This is a genomic window from Anditalea andensis (genome assembly GCF_000714815.1).
GTDB classification, from domain to species: Bacteria; Bacteroidota; Bacteroidia; order Cytophagales; family Cyclobacteriaceae; genus Anditalea; species Anditalea andensis.
This window is the reverse complement of the sequence record NZ_JMIH01000024.1, coordinates 551,961-569,136: the sequence shown is the minus strand read 5'-3', so window position 1 is coordinate 569,136 and position 17,176 is coordinate 551,961. Positions and strand designations below refer to the sequence as shown.

17 protein-coding genes are annotated in these 17,176 nt (G+C 38.5%); 12 read left to right on the top strand and 5 right to left on the bottom strand.

Going from position 1 to position 17,176, the window contains the following annotated elements:
• Nucleotides 1-59 precede the first annotated feature (59 nt).
• The 6 genes from EL17_RS18765 (at nucleotide 60) to EL17_RS18740 (ending at nucleotide 6,579) form a co-directional block, all read left to right on the top strand.
• Nucleotides 60-1,583 carry an ArnT family glycosyltransferase gene (locus EL17_RS18765; protein WP_035077809.1) on the top strand — a complete coding sequence of 508 codons (1,524 nt, stop codon included), beginning with the start codon at nucleotides 60-62 and terminating at the stop codon, nucleotides 1,581-1,583.
• A 494-nt stretch (nucleotides 1,584-2,077) separates the two neighbouring features.
• Nucleotides 2,078-2,833 (top strand): SDR family NAD(P)-dependent oxidoreductase, encoded by a 756-nt coding sequence (locus EL17_RS18760; protein ID WP_035077458.1) that lies wholly within the window; start codon nucleotides 2,078-2,080, stop codon nucleotides 2,831-2,833.
• Between the two features lie 83 nt (nucleotides 2,834-2,916).
• The gene (locus tag EL17_RS18755; protein ID WP_035077456.1) at nucleotides 2,917-3,831 is read left to right on the top strand and encodes a helix-turn-helix domain-containing protein; all 915 of its coding nucleotides are present in this window, start codon (nucleotides 2,917-2,919) and stop codon (nucleotides 3,829-3,831) included.
• Nucleotides 3,832-4,393: 562 nt separating this feature from the next.
• Complete coding sequence (locus EL17_RS18750; RefSeq protein WP_035077453.1) at nucleotides 4,394-5,194, top strand: SDR family oxidoreductase; 801 nt, start codon at nucleotides 4,394-4,396, stop codon at nucleotides 5,192-5,194.
• Nucleotides 5,195-5,302: 108 nt separating this feature from the next.
• The gene (locus EL17_RS18745) at nucleotides 5,303-5,662 is read left to right on the top strand and encodes a hypothetical protein (RefSeq protein ID WP_035077450.1); all 360 of its coding nucleotides are present in this window, start codon (nucleotides 5,303-5,305) and stop codon (nucleotides 5,660-5,662) included.
• Nucleotides 5,663-5,670: 8 nt separating this feature from the next.
• The gene (locus tag EL17_RS18740; protein ID WP_035077447.1) at nucleotides 5,671-6,579 is read left to right on the top strand and encodes a helix-turn-helix domain-containing protein; all 909 of its coding nucleotides are present in this window, start codon (nucleotides 5,671-5,673) and stop codon (nucleotides 6,577-6,579) included.
• Between the two features lie 353 nt (nucleotides 6,580-6,932).
• On the opposite strand, the gene EL17_RS24200 is transcribed toward EL17_RS18740, so the two are convergent.
• Both EL17_RS24200 and EL17_RS24390 read right to left on the bottom strand, forming a co-directional pair.
• Nucleotides 6,933-7,121, bottom strand: a complete 189-nt coding sequence (locus EL17_RS24200) for a DUF4260 family protein (protein WP_035077444.1) — start codon at nucleotides 7,119-7,121, stop codon at nucleotides 6,933-6,935.
• Nucleotides 7,115-7,249: a DUF4260 family protein gene (locus EL17_RS24390; protein ID WP_164675151.1), complete on the bottom strand. Its 135-nt coding sequence runs from the start codon at nucleotides 7,247-7,249 to the stop codon at nucleotides 7,115-7,117. Before EL17_RS24390 ends, EL17_RS24200 begins: the two co-directional genes overlap by 7 nt.
• Before the next feature lie 165 nt (nucleotides 7,250-7,414).
• Between EL17_RS24390 and EL17_RS18730 the strand changes: the two genes are divergently transcribed.
• The 6 genes from EL17_RS18730 (at nucleotide 7,415) to EL17_RS18705 (ending at nucleotide 13,851) form a co-directional block, all read left to right on the top strand.
• On the top strand, nucleotides 7,415-8,335 hold the full coding sequence (locus EL17_RS18730) for a helix-turn-helix domain-containing protein (protein WP_035077441.1): 921 nt from the start codon (nucleotides 7,415-7,417) through the stop codon (nucleotides 8,333-8,335).
• A gap of 94 nt (nucleotides 8,336-8,429) precedes the next feature.
• Nucleotides 8,430-9,185 (top strand): SDR family NAD(P)-dependent oxidoreductase, encoded by a 756-nt coding sequence (locus EL17_RS18725; RefSeq protein WP_316932677.1) that lies wholly within the window; start codon nucleotides 8,430-8,432, stop codon nucleotides 9,183-9,185.
• 409 nt (nucleotides 9,186-9,594) lie between these two features.
• Nucleotides 9,595-10,368, top strand: a complete 774-nt coding sequence (locus EL17_RS18720) for an SDR family NAD(P)-dependent oxidoreductase (protein WP_035077434.1) — start codon at nucleotides 9,595-9,597, stop codon at nucleotides 10,366-10,368.
• Nucleotides 10,369-10,511: 143 nt separating this feature from the next.
• Complete coding sequence (locus EL17_RS18715; protein WP_035077432.1) at nucleotides 10,512-11,429, top strand: helix-turn-helix domain-containing protein; 918 nt, start codon at nucleotides 10,512-10,514, stop codon at nucleotides 11,427-11,429.
• Between the two features lie 942 nt (nucleotides 11,430-12,371).
• Entirely contained in the window at nucleotides 12,372-12,938 is a 567-nt protein-coding gene (locus EL17_RS18710) for an O-methyltransferase (RefSeq protein WP_240486022.1), read from the top strand.
• Between the two features lie 181 nt (nucleotides 12,939-13,119).
• Nucleotides 13,120-13,851: a CPBP family intramembrane glutamic endopeptidase gene (locus tag EL17_RS18705; RefSeq protein ID WP_051720154.1), complete on the top strand. Its 732-nt coding sequence runs from the start codon at nucleotides 13,120-13,122 to the stop codon at nucleotides 13,849-13,851.
• 312 nt (nucleotides 13,852-14,163) lie between these two features.
• Here EL17_RS18705 and EL17_RS18700 read toward each other — a convergent pair whose 3' ends face one another.
• The 3 genes from EL17_RS18700 to EL17_RS18690 are packed head-to-tail and all read right to left on the bottom strand — an operon-like array spanning nucleotide 14,164 to nucleotide 17,166.
• Nucleotides 14,164-14,415: a CBU_0592 family membrane protein gene (locus tag EL17_RS18700; RefSeq protein ID WP_051720152.1), complete on the bottom strand. Its 252-nt coding sequence runs from the start codon at nucleotides 14,413-14,415 to the stop codon at nucleotides 14,164-14,166.
• A gap of 2 nt (nucleotides 14,416-14,417) precedes the next feature.
• Nucleotides 14,418-15,659: an alkaline phosphatase family protein gene (locus tag EL17_RS18695; RefSeq protein ID WP_035077428.1), complete on the bottom strand. Its 1,242-nt coding sequence runs from the start codon at nucleotides 15,657-15,659 to the stop codon at nucleotides 14,418-14,420.
• Nucleotides 15,660-15,711: 52 nt separating this feature from the next.
• Nucleotides 15,712-17,166: a SusD/RagB family nutrient-binding outer membrane lipoprotein gene (locus tag EL17_RS18690; RefSeq protein ID WP_035077426.1), complete on the bottom strand. Its 1,455-nt coding sequence runs from the start codon at nucleotides 17,164-17,166 to the stop codon at nucleotides 15,712-15,714.
• Between the last annotated feature and the right edge of the window lie 10 nt (nucleotides 17,167-17,176).

Here is a 17,176-nt window from a genome sequence, read left to right as displayed (position 1 = left end):
GGTGGAGTATGCGTACCCATGGCGGTAAATTTCCCAAGTTAGTCATAATTCGAAACCAAATGAGCAAGAGAAATTTTATTTTAGCAGGGTTCATTGTTCTAAAATTTGTTTTACAATATACCTTGATAAGTCCTGAATATGACTTACAGCGAGATGAATACCTTTATCTAGACCAAGCAAATAATTTGGCATTTGGTTATTTATCAGTTCCACCCGTTACTTCATGGATATCTTTCATTATAAAGCTTTTAGGGAATTCAGAATTTTGGATTAAGTTTTTCCCCGCATTATTTGGAGCATTGACAATTTTAGTAGTCTGGAAAACCATTGAGGAGCTAAAGGGGAATTTATTTGCATTAATCTTAGGTGCTACCTGTGTATTGTTTTCCCTACTGCTGCGACTGAATACCCTTTACCAGCCTAATTCATTAGACGTTCTATGTTGGACAAGCCTTTATTTTGTGGTTATCAAGTATTTTAATACAGAGAAGCAAAAATGGCTGTTTATAGGCGCATTGGTATTTGCAGTTGGCTTTCTGAATAAATACAACATTGTCTTTTTGCTAATAGGTTTATTCCCTGCCATCTTAATGACCGAACAACGTAATCTACTGACAAACAAGAAGCTTTATGCCGCCATACTTTTAGGACTGCTGATTATTCTTCCAAACCTGGTTTGGCAATACAACAACCATTTTCCTGTTTTTCACCATTTAAAAGAATTGGCCGACACCCAACTGGTGAATGTGGATAGGTGGAGTTTTTTAAGGTCACAGTTGTTGTTTTTTACCGGCTCTTTATTTGTTATCCTTTCAGGCATCTTTGCCCTAAAGTTCTATCGACCATTTACAAAGCATCGATCCTTTTTCTGGGCAATAATTTTTACCCTGGTTGTATTCTTGTATTTCAAAGCCAAAGATTATTATGCTATTGGAATCTATCCTGTTTATATTGCCTTTGGGGCAGTCTATCTTTCAGACATTCTAAGTAAAGGATGGAAAAAATATTTGAAACCCATTGCCATCTCAATTCCTGTATTGTTTTTTATTCCAATGTACAATTGGGCATTTCCAAATAAAGGCCCGGAATACATTGTAAAAAATGAAAGTACTTATAAGGCTTTAGGATTACTACGATGGGAAGATGGGAAAGACCATTCATTACCACAAGACTTTTCAGACATGTTGGGATGGAAAGAACTGGCATACAAAGTTGATAAGGCCTATTCAAATGTTCCCAATCCGGATAAAACGCTTGTTCTTTGCGATAATTATGGACAGGCTGGAGCGATAAATTATTATACAACGAAAGGGATTAGAGCTGTTTCCTTCAATGCAGATTACATCTATTGGTTTAATCTTCAACAAGATAACACTAACCTCATAAGAATCAAGCATAATTGGGAAAGAGAAAATGAATGGAGAGAAACAAGCCCCTATTTTCAAACCTCTATGATTGCAGACTCAATCACCAATAAATTTGCACGTGAATATGGAACTACCATCTTTGCTTTTATCGGTGCCAAGGTTGATATTAATGAAAGGATAAAAAACGAGATAGAAGAGGTGAAAAACTATCGCTAACTGCATCTAACACGTTTCTTAGTTGCAAACCATTAGCTGCCACCATAACCTCCCCCGTTCAAATATCAAAAGATGAAAAAATGGACGTTTCACGAAACCTTAGTTCTTTGACTTGAACTAACTTTGTACCATAAAATTACATTAATTATATTAAAGACAATTTTAGTCGCAGGAGCTTTATGGATATAGTACATTCAACTGATTAGTAGACCATATCCCCAGCTGGGTGTAGTATGCATATACACTCTTATATCCTTTCCACTTTGCAATTGGAAATGGCCGGAATTATCAATAATCCACATCTTTAAAACCATACCATCCAGCATAATTTATTGCATTTGAATACATATAATCCTAAGGTTTTTCCACGATTCATGGCCTTACCGGAATCTCATTTGGATTAGGCCTTCATTTTGAACACAAACTACCTGATTTTGAACACAAGTGGCAGGTACGCAAAATAGAACTTTGTCATTCATAAAAAATAAAACAGAATGAACAACAGTTTAAAAAACAAAGTCGTAATAGTAACGGGTGGCTCCAAAGGAATTGGTGCCGGTATTGCCAAGCAAATGGGTTTAGCAGGAGCCAAAGTGGTGGTAAATTATGCATCGAGCCAAGAAAGCGCAGATACAGTGGTCAGTAGCATCATCGAGCAGGGAGGAAACGCGATGGCAATAAAGGCAGATGTATCCAATCAAGCGGATGTGGAGCGTTTGTTTGAGGAAACCATCCATGCTTATAGACAGGTGGATACATTGGTAAACAATGCGGGGTGCTACGAATTTGCACCGCTAGAATCCTTCACGGAATCATCCTACAGAAAAATATTTGACCTCAACGTGCTGGGTATTTTGCTGGCATCTCAGGAAGCTGTTAAACATTTCAGTCCCAAGGGTGGGAGTATTATCAACATCACTTCATTTGCGGGTCCAAGACCAGAGCCCTATTCGGTGGTGTATTCGGCATCTAAAGGTGCTGCTGATTCCATTACTTATGCATTATCACAGGAGCTGGGGCCCAAACAGATCCGCGTAAACTCCATTCGTCCAGGTGGAGTGCTTACTGAAGGCGTAGCTAAATGGGGAGCCACTGAAGATTCCGAGGCAGTTAAAGCGATGATCGCCAGAAGTGCACTAGCCCGTATGGCCACTCCTGATGATATTGGTCAGATGGCCGTGTTTCTGGCCTCGGATGCCTCTGGTGTCATTACCGGACAGACCATAGAGGTTTCAGGTGGATTAAAGTAATCTTTAACTTAGTTTTATCATTACCTTTATACCAAAGGAAAAGCTGACAGGTTTTCTCCTTTGGTAACTTTACGTACGATATCATGAAGAAAACGGGGATTACCATAAAAAATGTTAATACGGTGTCTGAAATCCATCGCCTGCTGGGGCTGCCCCGGCCAAAACACCCTTTGATCACACTTATAAATCATACTGTCAACGCACCTGAACAGTCGGTCGGGGGCTACCGGTTAGTTTTAAACTTTTATAATATTTCCATAAAAAAAAGTTTTAAGGGTAAACTGAAATATGGCAAAAGCTATTATGATTTTGACGAGGGCACCATGTCATTTATGGCACCTCATCAGAGCATGAGCATCGATGGTGAATCGGAAAGAAATGCAGATGGATGGTCGCTATTGTTCCATCCCGATCTGATAACAGGGTATCCGCTGGCAAAGGATATAAAAAAATATGGATTTTTCTCCTATGCCGAAAATGAAGCACTTCACCTTTCAGGTGAAGAAGAAAAAATCGTCGAATCAATTGCCCAAACGATACAAGATGAAATTAACGGCAGACTAGACCAGCACAGCCAGGATATTATGGTCAAAAATTTAGATTTGCTATTAAGCAACTGCAACCGATTTTATAACAGGCAATTTTTATCCAGAAAAATGGCAAATAATGATCTACTGGCAAAATTTGAAGAGCAGTTAGAAAATTATTTTAAGGACAGTTATCCAGAAAAGTTGGTGACAGTGGAACAAATAGCCGCTGATCTTTGCATTACGCCATCCTATCTGAGCGACATGCTCCGTCAGTATACAGGGCTAAATACCCAACAGCACATCCATCAAAAGGTAATTGAAAAAGCAAAAGAGATATTAAGCACAACCCATTTATCCGTCACGGAAATTGCTTATCAGCTGGGCTTTGAGTACCCACAATCTTTCAGTAAACTGTTTAAGAAAAACACGCAGCAAACACCCCTGGAGTTTAGACAATCATTTGACTAACAGGTCACTATCCTCAATGCACCATCCTACCTGACCCTATGGGCTAAGCCATCATTGTGCCGTGTGCCTTATACCGAAAAAACGGTGGCAAAGGTACCCTCTCTGGCGCAAGGTTAAATATAAAAATAAAATCTACGCCAAACTGTTCAGCTAAAATTTAAAACATCACTCCCACCTTATTGGGAGATAAAAAAAGAGGTATTGGAGGCTTCCGTTTTGCCGGATCAGTCATCGGAAATTTAATTCATGTTTATCATATAACCTCCCTCCTACCCCATCATAGAATCTAATAAGAATGGGCTATGAAAAAAGTTAATTGTTTTTTTAAAAAAAGGATGAATACATACCGTGTTTAGGGTATTGTCTAGGTGTGGGTATAGGTATTCTTGGTGAATGTTGGGACAGGCAAAGACACCTGACCGAAGGATCCAATAAAAGCCATAGACCTAATGATAAGACTGATTCTATCACTCAAACACTTTTGGCTAAAACAAAAGGCGTTTTGGCTAAATCTGATAGCCAAAGTCGATGCAAATTTGCATAAACTAAAATAAACAGAAAAATGGAATTAAAAGGCAGCACTATTCTTATCACAGGAGGCACCAGCGGTATTGGGTTGGAGTTTATAAAACAACTCACCTTGCAGGGATCGGTTATCATCGTAACAGGGCGTAATATGGAGGCCTTGAAAAAAACGAAAAAGCAGTTCCCAAACATACATACATTTCAAAGTGATGTGAGTAAACCGCATGAGGTCGAACAACTTTACAGGGATGTTACCCGCCAGTTTCCAGGATTGAACATCGTTATCAACAACGCGGGAATTATGCGAAACTTGGATCTGCTGGATCATAATATAGGGCTGGAGGACCTTACAAGTGAAATCCAGACTAATTTATCAGGGACAATATGGATGACCCATCAGTTTCTACCCCATTTGATAAAACAAAAATCTTCGGGAATTATCAATATTTCATCTGGGCTGGCATTTTTACCATTTCCACTTTCTCCCATCTACAGTGCCGCAAAATCAGGTATTCATGCTTATACACAGGTACTGCGTCTGCAGCTGAAAAACACCAACGTAAAAGTATTTGAACTTGCACCACCTGCTACCGATACTCCTTTGATGGATAATGATAGTTTTTCGAAAGTCCTGGACAAGGACAGTGTCGGTCCAGTTATGAAAGTAGAAAAAATGGTCCAGGTAGCCATCAAAGGAATCCTTCATGACAAATTTGTAATTAAGCCCGGAATGTCCAAGGCATTGAGTGTAATGGGAAGGACTGCCCCCAATATATTTTTAAACTATATCGATAAAACCCTGGGGGAAGCCATCACTAAAAAGAAAGCTAAGTTATAAAATCGAGCATGGGAAAAACCTCTTAAAGAGGAATGATTATCAAATCACGGTTCCATCCCTACCTCCGGTACGGGGCAAGTTCTGGCCATTAAAAACAAATATCTAGAAATGAAAAATATCATAGCCTTACTACTATTATTGATGTCGGTCTTTCTGTCATTCAAACACGGATGGGACTCATTTAACTACCAAAAAAATCCTGCCTCATTAAAAATGATGAATGAATTAGGGATTGGCGAAGCACTAATTCCTTACCTTGGTCTTTTGACCATCGTGATAGGTGTATTGCTACTGATACCGAAAACATTTTTCCTGGGCAATGTACTGAATGCAATCTCCATCGTTTTGATAATGTCGTTAGCCCTGAGAGCAGGTAACTACAAAATAGCTTTGATAGAAATCCCGTTCTTAGCACTCCCTTTGATCATGATAGGGCTTAAATATCCGTTTAAAAATATAATTAGCTAATTTTAGGTATGGCAAATTCAAAACCATATAACATACAATCCATAACGGAAATTCACCGTTTGATGGGGCTTCCAAAGCCCCATCATCCCCTTATCGGAATAATAGATGCTTCGGAACTGAAAGATGATCCGAAAATAAGAGCGATACGATTTGACCTGTATGTCATATCGATGAAAAGAGGTTGCGACAAACTGATTTACGGGCAACAAAAATATGATTTTGATGAAGGCTTGATGGCTTTTTTTTCACCCGGGCAAATTTTGCGCGGCGATGAGACGGGTATGCCTACTAATCTTGAGGGTTGGATGTTGTTCATCCACCCTGATTTTCTATGGGGCACATCGCTGGCCAACAGGATAAAGAAGTATGAATACTTTGACTATTCCGTAAATGAGGCCCTGTTCCTTTCCGAAAAAGAAGAAATGCTTATCAATGGCATAGTAGAAAATATCAAAAATGAATATCACGCCAATATTGATAAATTCAGCCAAGACATCATTGTTTCGCATTTGGAAACCTTGTTAAACTATGCTGACCGCTTTTACCAACGACAGTTCATCACCCGAAAAATAAGCAGCCATCAAATCCTTGACCGTTTAGAGAGACTGCTTTCGGATTATTTTAATAATGAAGATCTGGTAAGCACAGGACTGCCTACGGTACAATATATTTCGGATCAGCTTAACATTTCCCCCAATTATTTGAGGGGTTTGCTCAAAACATTGACAGGTCAGAGCACCCAACAGGCCATACATGATAAGTTGATTGAAAAAGCCAAAGAAAAATTATCGACCTCCGAACTATCCATCAGTGAGATTGCCTACGCATTGGGATTTGAACATCCACAGAGTTTCAGCAAGTTTTTCAAGACCAAGACGCTGCAATCTCCGCTGGAGTTCAGAAGGTCATTCAACTGACCCGGCTTATATAAAAACACCCATCCTATAGCAATAGGAATTTTAAAGAGTGAAAAGCAGTGGTCTATAAAATCCCTTCCCGATTCTTATCCAATTCTTTAAGCAGCTTGTCAAGAAACCGGGGATGGTACGGTCCAAGATCTACTGCCGAGTTTGTTTTCAATGCGATAATTGGATTTAGGGTAACGGTAAAGTATAAGATTGATGAAAAGATGTTTGATGATATTATGATAAAAACTTATCCTGCTTAAAAAAAATGAGTTTTTATGATTAGCATTAATCCTTTGGACCAGCAGGAAAACCTGGAGTCATACTGGAAGAGTATTATTATCAATTAAATATAGTTTTGGCATTTAATTAATCCCGGCATTGTTTTCTACTCTTATATGTACAGGGCGTGTAGGATTAAAATGGTCATGAAATTTAAAGAAAAATCCAAAAACCCTTTCTATATCCGAATGGCCACATGGTATTATTCCTCCTATAGTCAACATATCATCATCTAACCATAACCCCACTATTAAAACTGCAATGGCTAACATTTAGGATGACACAAATGATATGGCCAAGCACCTGATGTGGAACTGATAAGATAATCGAACAGAGCCAGCTCCGGCAACAGCTGAATAGTGGGAAATATCCACCATGCATTAGCCCATCGGCTTAACATATATTGAAAATAACAGCTCTTGAAATTTATCCAGCTTAAGTAGTGTATTCATTCCTGTAATCCCAGTAGCCGATTCACTACTGCGATAAAACCAATGGTCAAGATATTTGTCAAATTAGCCTGACAGGCAGATCCCCAATTGTTTATTTTTTGTAATTTTGTCCTATGAAGCATGCTATTTCCCTTTCTGAATTTTATGCCCAAATCAAGACGGACAATCCCCATATAGCTACAGATCTATTGGGACATTTCAATGTGTTTGAAATTGAAAAAGTGCGTAAGCGTATGGCAAATTCCCCTGAAATGCCTTACGATAAACGCACCTATTTTAAAATTAGCCTTATAAAAGGGAGCAGCACAGTGGAGTACGCCGATAAGACCTTGGAAATTAAAGCATACGGACTATTATTTGCTACCCCAAAAATCCCCTATAATTTCAATCCTACTGGTGATGATCAGTCAGGCTATTTCTGTGTGTTTACCTATGATTTTTTAGCACCTGAAATGATCTGGGAAAAAATGGAAAACCTTACTGTATTCAGTCAGAATGCTACCCCGGTATTTGAAATCAGCAAAGCGGATTATGAGTCTTTTACCCTTATCTACCAAAAGATGCAGTCCGAGTTGGCCTCTGACTATGAGTATCGGTATGAGTTGCTGAGAAATTATGTGTCGGAGCTCATTTACAACGGGCAAAAGTTGATGCCTAAACGGCCTAAAGGAAGTGGACTAACGGCCAGTAAACGTATAGTTGGCCTTTTTATTGAGCTTCTAGAACGCCAATTTCCCATAGAAAACCCCCGACAAAGCCTACAACTGCGGAAAGCCGAAGATTATGCCAGCAGACTTGCCATTCACACCAACCACCTTAATAAAACGCTGAAGGAAGAGACTTCGTTTACCACAAAACAGTTCATCAATTTGCGCATTGCCGAAGAAGCCAAGACCTTATTGAGTAAAACTGACTGGCCCGTAACAGTTATTGCGGATTGTCTTGGTTTTGAAGAAACAGCACACTTTTCCAACTTCTTTAAAAAACATGTCGGCGATAGCCCATTGAAGTTCCGTGCCGGGGTGATGATTTGATTTTTGCAAGTATCCCTTTAGTAATCGCAACTGATATATTGTTCTGGTCCTTTAGCTTTGCATGATATAAAGTTTAACGCTAACGATAATGAATATGAACAAAATAGCATTGGTTACAGGCGGAAGCCGGGGATTGGGAAAAGATATGGCCTTGAACCTCGCCAAAAAAGGATTGGATGTCATCCTGACTTATCACAGCAAAAAGGAGGAAGCCGAGCGTGTAGTTTCAGAAATTGGTGAAATGGGACGTAGGTGTTTTGCATTACAACTGGATACGGGTAATACCAAAAGTTTCGATTCCTTTTTCAGTGAACTTGTTAGTAGACTATCTGCTACATTTAGTACAGACAAGTTTGACTTCTTAGTCAATAATGCCGGCATCGGTGTAACAGCAGCGTTTGCAGAAACAACAGAGGAACAGTTTGATTCTTTGATAAATATCCAATTTAAGGGACCTTTCTTCCTAACCCAAAAAGCAATGCCTTATATGAATGACGGTGGGGGTATTGTAAATATATCGACTGGATTGACCCGTATTATATTACCGTATTATCCCGCATACGCCTCCACTAAAGCAGCTATGGAAAACCTGACAAAATACCTCGCCAAGGATCTGGGCAGCCGGGGAATTCGTGTAAACATCGTAGCACCTGGTGCAATCGAGACCGACTTTGCCGGCGGAATGGTGCGGGACAATGCCGATATGAATAATCATATAGCCTCCCAAACCGCATTGGGCCGTGTAGGACTGCCATCAGATATAGGAAGTGTCGTTGCATTTTTATGTACTGACGAAGCAAAATGGATTACGGCACAGCGGATAGAAATTTCTGGAGGGCAGATGCTGTAGTTCCTGAAAGTAGGATTGAACCCATCCCAGCTCCAGTATGGAGAGCTATCTGAAAGGTTTGTGTATTAGAGTATTGAAACTTTTACAGTAAGTGTTTTTGCTCCTCCTCCAGCTTATGACACCATGGGAGGTGCAATATCAAAACTCAAACCCCTGCAGAATCGTTGAATTCAAAAACAAGGGGACCATCTGACTAAAAATTCAGGTGTCCCTGTTTTAAAATCGTTCAAGGCAGCATAATTTCATCTGCAGCTTTTCTATTGTATTCTGAAAAATAAATGGCTCAAGGAATTTATATATAGTAAAAATTCAAAAAAACAGCATCCTTGATTTGGTTACAACTATCCCCGATTCAGCTACATGCACTTAAAAGTAATTGCAGACATTTGTTTTATAAAATATATAGAACATGAAAAAAGACGAAAAGAAAACAGCACTAGTTACTGGAGCCAATACCGGCGTAGGTTTTCAAATAGCCAAGGCTCTTGCAGCTAACGGCTACAATGTTTATGTAGGATCCCGTAATTTGAAAAAAGGGGAAACAGCCGCTGCCGAAATCGGTGACATGGCAAAAGCTATCCAGCTGGATATTACAGCTAGCCATTCGATCGATGAAGCATTTAAGCTAATAGAAAGTGAATTTGGTTATCTTACATTATTGGTCAATAACGCCGCAATATCGAGTGCAGGAAGTCCGGGACGTACGATGGAAGAAACCCTTGGAGCACAGTTGCCCAGTGTGGCCTCGCTCAGTGAGATGCGTACCGTTTGGGATACCAATGTATTTGGTACGCTAGCAGTGACGCAGGCTTTTTTACCATTATTACGAAAGGCATCTGCCCCTCGCATAGTGACCGTTTCGAGCGCATTAGGATCTCTTACGATAAACTCAGATACTTCAAATCCTTACCGTAAATCATTCGACGCTGTCTATGGAGCATCTAAAACAGCACTCAACGGTATTTTCCTGTCCTTGGCGATCGAATTAGAGGATTCAGGAATCAAAGTAAATTTAGTAAGTCCGGGTTTTACGGCCACGGCACTGAATAATTTTCAGGGGACCGATACGGTAGAAGAAGGCTCTAAGGAACCTATACGGGTGGCATTGGCAGAAGATATCCCATCGGGAAGCTTTACAGGGCCCCGAAATTTCTCAGGATCCGACAACATTATTCCCTGGTAGAATCCAGCATGGTTTAAATAATTCGGGTAACATTAGAGTCATAAACTTCTTTTAAAATTTATAAGATTAATCTTTTGGTGTATTTATGAAAATAATGGATGAAATGGGTTTTTCAGGCGTTTTAATAAAAACAAATATTTCTGATGAAAAAAAGAGAGGGTAATATCATTCGTTTTATTTCTATAACGGAAAGCCATGAGGCTTTTGGTTTGCCTAAACCACAGCATCCATTAATAAGCCTGATCCATTTTGATGAAGGCTACCCATTCAATACAGATATGGCCCCTATTTATGATGTATTGAATTTCTATAAAATAACTTTCATCACTAAAAACGGCGGAAAATTAAAATATGGACGGGATTACTATGATTATAATGAAGGTAGTATGCTGTTTATAGCCCCAAACCAATTGGTAGGGACGACAGAATATAATAAAGATACCCATGCATATATTTTACTGATACATCCCGATTTCCTTTTAGGCTACCCTTTGGCCAAAAAGATAAAGCAGTATGATTACTTTTCCTATTCTATGAACGAAGCGCTCCATTTATCCGAAAAGGAAAAGGAGATCATCCTGTCCGTTTACACCAGTATGAACCAAGAACTCATGAGCCGAGTGGATGAATTTAGCCAAGAAGTGATGGTAGCCCATATAGAACTGCTTTTAAGCTATGTTAATAGATTTTACAAACGTCAATTCATTACCCGCAGGGCTGTCAACAATGACATTCTTCAAAAAACAGAAGCCCTAATCGATGAGTATTTCAACAGTCAGCAATCAGAAAATGATGGAGTTCCCACGGTGCAGTACCTATCTGATAAACTAAACGTTTCTCCAGGATATCTGAGTGATTTACTTAGATCACTTATCGGGCAAAGTGCGCAACAGTACATTCATATGAAGTTAATCGAAAAAGCAAAAGAAAAACTATGGGCAACAGATTTGTCCATCAGCCAAATAGCATACGAACTGGGTTTTGAACATTCGCAAAGTTTCAGTCGGTTGTTTAAAATGAAAACCGGAATAACTCCCGTACAATTTAGATCCACCTTCTAAACGCTTAATCGACATTTAGAGAGAATTATCACGCAATAATAAAACTAAAGAAATACATCAAAAACAGATTATAAACACAGGAAGGCTTTTATGCGGAAACAAGTCTGATCAAACTGAAACAGGCATATGATGCCTATAGGATCTATATAGCCCAGATAGCAGCGTGTGATCAAAAGATCCACGAAACCTTCATTAAGGCAAACCTAATCCTATATAATTATTCTGAAATTCACCAGCGTAAAAAGACAGTTTATAATAAATATAGCGCCGGTTAATCCAGTGGATAACTTAATGAGTGCCTAGGTTTGGAGATTTGAGACGCTATACTGAGGAAACTCAACATAGCCATCAACAAGAAATAGAGCAATTATTACGTGTGGAAAAAACACTGAACCACAGAGCGGGTATTTCTACATGAATAAACTGTGAAAAACACTTTGGTAAACTATCTAAATGAAGGTGAAATTTCCAGAGGAAAGCAATAAGAAGGATATCCTACCGGCATGAAACACAAAAGTTCATGGTCTTAAAATTATCTACAGATTTATTCCAGGTGCTTAAAAGCAGGAATGGCGACAATAATAAAAAATGATGAATAATTCCGCACCATATCTTGCAAGGCTTCAGGAGTTTGACGGTGTGTTCAAGGGGGATTTATTCCCATTGCTACCATTTTTTTTGTTTTTATAAGTGCCTGTATTTTACCTGTTGGAACGGTCAATTTTTTGACCTATATTCACTATTCAAGGCTAGCACCAGGTAGAGGCAAAATGGAGGCTAAGCGGCTTTGACGGAACATATGATCGTAATCCAATTTTCATTATTCGATTAAAATTTATATTAAAAACTTCCGGCTTCGGCTAAACCAAACACGTAGGCGGCAACCAGGGATAACAGACCAATGCGGATTTTATATTAACAAAATAGAAAATGACAGACAAGATGAATCAAAAAATCCCAGAAGCATACTTTGACATTGATAAGGCAACAAAAGAAAATGGTTTTACAATGTCCTCCGACCAATTGACCTGTTCCTTGCTCAAACTTCTCGCGGCTTCAAAACCATCGGGAAAATTCCTTGAGCTTGGGACAGGTACTGGGCTCTCAACAGCCTGGATACTAGATGGTATGGATAATAATTCTACTTTAATTTCAGTTGATAATGACGGAACCCTTTTAGAAATTGCTAAAAAACATTTAGGGAATGATGACAGACTGCAATTAATCCTTTCTGACGGTGAAGATTGGGTATATAATAATCTGGACCAAAGATTTGATTACATCTTCGCTGATACTTGGCATGGGAAATATTTGCTTTTAGATGAAGTATTGGATATGTTAAAAGAAGGTGGATTTTACATTGTAGATGATATGATGCCGCAGCCAAACTGGCCCGAAGGACATCAGGAAAAAGCGGTTAATTTCGTGCAACATTTAGAACGCCGAAGCGATTTGAAATTGACGAAACTGAATTGGGCAACTGGGATAATCATAGCTGTCAAGAAATAATATGAAAGTAGGGCAGCTGCCATCAGCACCTAAGCCAACATGGCTCTCTCAATAGTTTCAGAAGGCCTCTTTCTTCTCGGCTACCTTTCTTTCGGGCAAAGAGTTAATAGCTCCAAAAGGCCCAAGTTTATTAGCCGAGGACCTTAGGAGGTCAGTCAAAAAGAACATAAAAAAGTACACGATGGCAATAAACTTGACCATAATCATAGTAGCCCTAGTCGGAATAATTTTTCCTTTATACATTTTATTGACTTATCAAAAGGTAAATGCCAATATCAATCTGGACAGCAGATACCGTTTGGCAGACTATAAACAGACTTTAATCATATTTTGGAGCTTAACATTTATAATTTTAATCAATTATATCGTCTACAAACAGCCGGCCCTTCATTTTTACCCCAAATTTTCTTTAATAAACATCGGACTGATCATCTTAATTTTGGGTTTTGCCTATTTCCAATACACAACAACAAAAGTTACGGCAGATAACGCAAGCGCTGTCAAAGAAAAACTCAAAGACATTTATCACTATTTACCTAAAACTGACAAAGAACTAAAATGGTTTTTGTTCCTTTCTTTTAGTGCGGGAGTTTGTGAAGAAATGCTATTTCGCTTGTTCCTTTTTGAGTTTCTGAGAGAAAACGCAAGCCTGGTAACCGCGTTTATTCTGACAAATTCAATTTTTGCAATTACACATATCGGAACCGGAAAGGCCAATATAATCAGTTCGTTTATTTTGGGTATGCTGTTTTCTACCATTTACTATTTTACAGAAAATATCTGGATAGCTATAATTTTGCATGCTTCAATAGACATAAATGCAGGAATTTTGGGTTACAGGATTCATAAACTCACCAAAGCTGAAAATGAGACAAGCCTACCCCTAATTTTTAGCCCAATAGAAAAGTCCTGATTGATGTCCAGATCCACAGAGTATTTTTTGTATAAAAACACATATAGGCAATATATTTTAAAAGTTAAATATCTCTTCCATTCCTTATAAGCCATTATTCTTAAGAAATACAGATGATGTCAAGATGGTGGATTCATGCCGGGGCTGTTAAAATCTAAAAAGTCAATAAGACAAATCACCACCAGTAGTTTAACTCATCATTAATAGGGAAATCTACGGACCTTCTAACCCCTTCAAGGTATCGGTCTTTTAGGTGATATAGACTTTATGCTGACATTAAAGGGGGCAATCCTTTGATCATGAGAAACAACCTTATTTTTGTTTTCTATCTACCACCATACCTATTAATGCTATACCTGCCCAACATCCATTTATAAAGACACTAGGATAGGATACATCATACAAGGTATTGGTCAACAAAAAAACTGCTCCAATTAGATTCGCGATATGATATCTATAACTGGTAGATTTCCATTTTTTAGTCACAAGCAAATAGTAGGAAGCCAGAAAGCACAACGCTCCCAGCCATCCAAAACCATCCATCCAAAACTTAAGGTCTGCCATTATTATTTTTTATTTACTATCCATTTATTCACAGTATTTCTCTTTCCCTTGAACAGAATTTTTACTTGCTCCTTTTGAAGGTTCGAAATCGGTATTGAATATGTTCCTTTACTACCTTTTACTTTTCCGAATAAATGGTATTTATCTTCTTCGCCTGTTTGCCTAAACTTATTGGTATATGCACCCCAAATTTCTATATCTTCTGTTTCTTCCCCCATAAATGCCCATTTAAAAATTATTTCATTATCATTTTTTTCTATCTTAGGGTGGTATACTGAAATAGAATCAATAAGGGATACCCCATCTATTTCATTTATGTTTTCTTCCGGAACTGATATTTGAAAATGTCTGAGTAGTGTGGGAAGTATATCAACAATAGCAACTTGCTGATTTTTAAAATAATCATTCAGCCCATTAGCATTAGTAGATATCCATATATCCCTTTCTCTGTCTGATTGACCTCCATGATGTAATCCCGTATCAGGTTGTCTCCCATGATCGGTAGTGACGATAACTAACCAGTCTTCACCTCTATCTATTCTCTCCAATACGGAATCATATATTTTACCGGTCTGACGATCTGCTTCTTTCACAGCATCATATAACTCTGAACCATCTCCAAACCGATGCCCCATATCATCAGGATATTCTAGATATACCCAGCTTAAGTCTGGACCGTTTTCCAAAATATACCGGGATGCTTCTTTACTTACTTTTTCATCAATTTCTGATATATATTTTTTTTCTGGATCATGCGGATATAATATCGTGTCCAATTCAAATCCATCATAGGAATAATCCAGAAAGTAATTTCCGGTAGCAGCCATACCCTCACCTATCAATTTGGTCCTATTATCCAGCCAAGTAGAAAATATGGCTAGATGAGCTGAAGGCATAGCTTCTTTTAGATACCTGAAAACCGTCCAATAATTGTAATTGGGTCTTTGAATATCGTTATCAAAAACATTATGTTTGTTTACCCATGTTCCTGTCAAAAGACTGTTGTAACCTACTGCCGAAATAGTAGGTGTTTCAGAATAGCTTCCCCTTCCTCCTCCTACATAAGCTTTTGAAAAACCACCTGCCGCAGCAATCCTATCTATATGAGGTGTTTCCACCTGTTGGATTACATCATATGAGATCCCATCTAAAATGATAAAGACCGCTTTTTTTGGCTTTTCCTGAGCCAGCACCATTGAATTTATGATAAGTCCAATGATACCCATCAAAAATATTTTTCCCATAAAAATTTAAAATTGGATACATCAATAGAATACGGTGTGCTGATTTTACCTTTTATTGCCGAAGCAGCCACATGACAGCATTTACATTATCCTGCCCCCCAAATTGACGTTGAAGTGCTTCATTCATATTTTGGAGATTTAATTGTATTTCTTCTTGAGGATACATCCAGCGTTTAGGAATTCCTCCGGGATTGATGATTTGATTGGAAAGGCTCAATTCAGGAATACCCGTCCTTCTTTGATTGTAAAAAGATTCCCAACCGGAATTCATAAAAAGCGATGTATGTTTTTCTTCCAAAATCAACCGTAGCCCTTCTGCAGTTACATAACTGTTCATATGATGGTCAAGGTATGCTTCTGTTTCATGAGGTGAGATATTATTGAATTCCATGGAGGCCCTTATTCCCTCTCGATAAAATTCCTCAGCATCTCCCGGTATCCACCCTCTATATGCTGCTTCTGCAAGTGTTAGCATCAATTCAGGATACCCCATGAGTAGGGAGGGCTGATTTATGGGATCATTATAGTAACGACTGTCTATCGGCGACCCTGTTCCTGACAATATCAGGTTGGTATTTTCTGACAGTGGTGCCGCCCCTTCCAAACCGTTATAGGCTACAGGATTGGTTTCTTGAAGCTGTCTGCCATTATTGTCCCTGTCGGCATAGACAAATAATCTGGGATCCCTATTCCTTTTTAGCTTATCCACAAAACTCTTTTCCATATAATATGCAGTACGAAGGTCATTTGAATTGAAAAACGGATATCTGTTTCCTTCTACGTCCAGGTATTGTAAGGCGCCATTATCCATATTACTTTCGAATAGAGGAAACATCTCAGGGTTAGAGAATATTTCAGCAAATTTGCCCTTAATATCAATGACAGAATTATTTTCTTTTAAGGACATGCTCATTAGAACCCTAAGGGAAAAGGAGTTGATAAGCTTTTTCCATTTCAAAATATTTCCCTGATAAATTATATCTCCCAAAATATCTCCTGAATCAGCCGTAAGCAGAGAATTAGCTGTTTTTAGATCTGACAAAACCTGTATGAATATACTTTCCTGGGTATCATATTCAGGTTTAAAATTACCTGCTTCTCCTTTAGTCGATTCAGTGAAAGGTATGTCACCAAATGTATTGGTCAGCTTTATAATATAATAAGATCTGAAAAAAAGGGACAGGGCCTTATAACTATCATTGCTTGTTCTTTCTGCCTCTACTGTCAATTTAGCTACTTGCCTGAGTTGATCATAGTCGGCAAAACTTGCTCTCTGCCAGCCATAATATTGGTTGTCAGAAGCACTATTGGTAAAGATCAATTGTCTGCTGGCCAATGCGGCACTAACCTGCACAGTGGAAAAAGCATCCACTTCTATGGCAGTAAGCAATAAACTGGGTTCAGCCTGAACTGGTCTATTAGGGTCTAACTGTAAATCTTCAAAAGATTCGCAAGCCATCATACCAAACAGTATTATTATACTTATAACTCTATTATATGTTTTCATCAGATAATGT

Excerpts from the sequence above, each read along its gene's own strand:
- EL17_RS24200 (WP_035077444.1), bottom strand. The coding sequence starts at position 7,121 with ATGTTAGCCATTGCAGTTTTAATAGTGGGGTTATGGTTAGATGATGAT.
- EL17_RS18705 (WP_051720154.1), top strand. The coding sequence starts at position 13,120 with ATGGCAATAAACTTGACCATAATCATAGTAGCCCTAGTCGGAATAATT.
- EL17_RS18725 (WP_316932677.1), top strand. The coding sequence starts at position 8,430 with ATGAACAAAATAGCATTGGTTACAGGCGGAAGCCGGGGATTGGGAAAA.
- EL17_RS18760 (WP_035077458.1), top strand. The coding sequence starts at position 2,078 with ATGAACAACAGTTTAAAAAACAAAGTCGTAATAGTAACGGGTGGCTCC.
- EL17_RS18740 (WP_035077447.1), top strand. The coding sequence starts at position 5,671 with ATGGCAAATTCAAAACCATATAACATACAATCCATAACGGAAATTCAC.
- EL17_RS18750 (WP_035077453.1), top strand. The coding sequence starts at position 4,394 with ATGGAATTAAAAGGCAGCACTATTCTTATCACAGGAGGCACCAGCGGT.
- EL17_RS18695 (WP_035077428.1), bottom strand. The coding sequence starts at position 15,659 with ATGGGAAAAATATTTTTGATGGGTATCATTGGACTTATCATAAATTCA.
- EL17_RS24390 (WP_164675151.1), bottom strand. The coding sequence starts at position 7,249 with ATGTTAAGCCGATGGGCTAATGCATGGTGGATATTTCCCACTATTCAG.
- EL17_RS18765 (WP_035077809.1), top strand. The coding sequence starts at position 60 with ATGAGCAAGAGAAATTTTATTTTAGCAGGGTTCATTGTTCTAAAATTT.
- EL17_RS18690 (WP_035077426.1), bottom strand. The coding sequence starts at position 17,166 with ATGAAAACATATAATAGAGTTATAAGTATAATAATACTGTTTGGTATG.
- EL17_RS18730 (WP_035077441.1), top strand. The coding sequence starts at position 7,415 with ATGAAGCATGCTATTTCCCTTTCTGAATTTTATGCCCAAATCAAGACG.
- EL17_RS18715 (WP_035077432.1), top strand. The coding sequence starts at position 10,512 with ATGAAAAAAAGAGAGGGTAATATCATTCGTTTTATTTCTATAACGGAA.
- EL17_RS18710 (WP_240486022.1), top strand. The coding sequence starts at position 12,372 with ATGAATCAAAAAATCCCAGAAGCATACTTTGACATTGATAAGGCAACA.
- EL17_RS18700 (WP_051720152.1), bottom strand. The coding sequence starts at position 14,415 with ATGGCAGACCTTAAGTTTTGGATGGATGGTTTTGGATGGCTGGGAGCG.
- EL17_RS18720 (WP_035077434.1), top strand. The coding sequence starts at position 9,595 with ATGAAAAAAGACGAAAAGAAAACAGCACTAGTTACTGGAGCCAATACC.
- EL17_RS18755 (WP_035077456.1), top strand. The coding sequence starts at position 2,917 with ATGAAGAAAACGGGGATTACCATAAAAAATGTTAATACGGTGTCTGAA.
- EL17_RS18745 (WP_035077450.1), top strand. The coding sequence starts at position 5,303 with ATGAAAAATATCATAGCCTTACTACTATTATTGATGTCGGTCTTTCTG.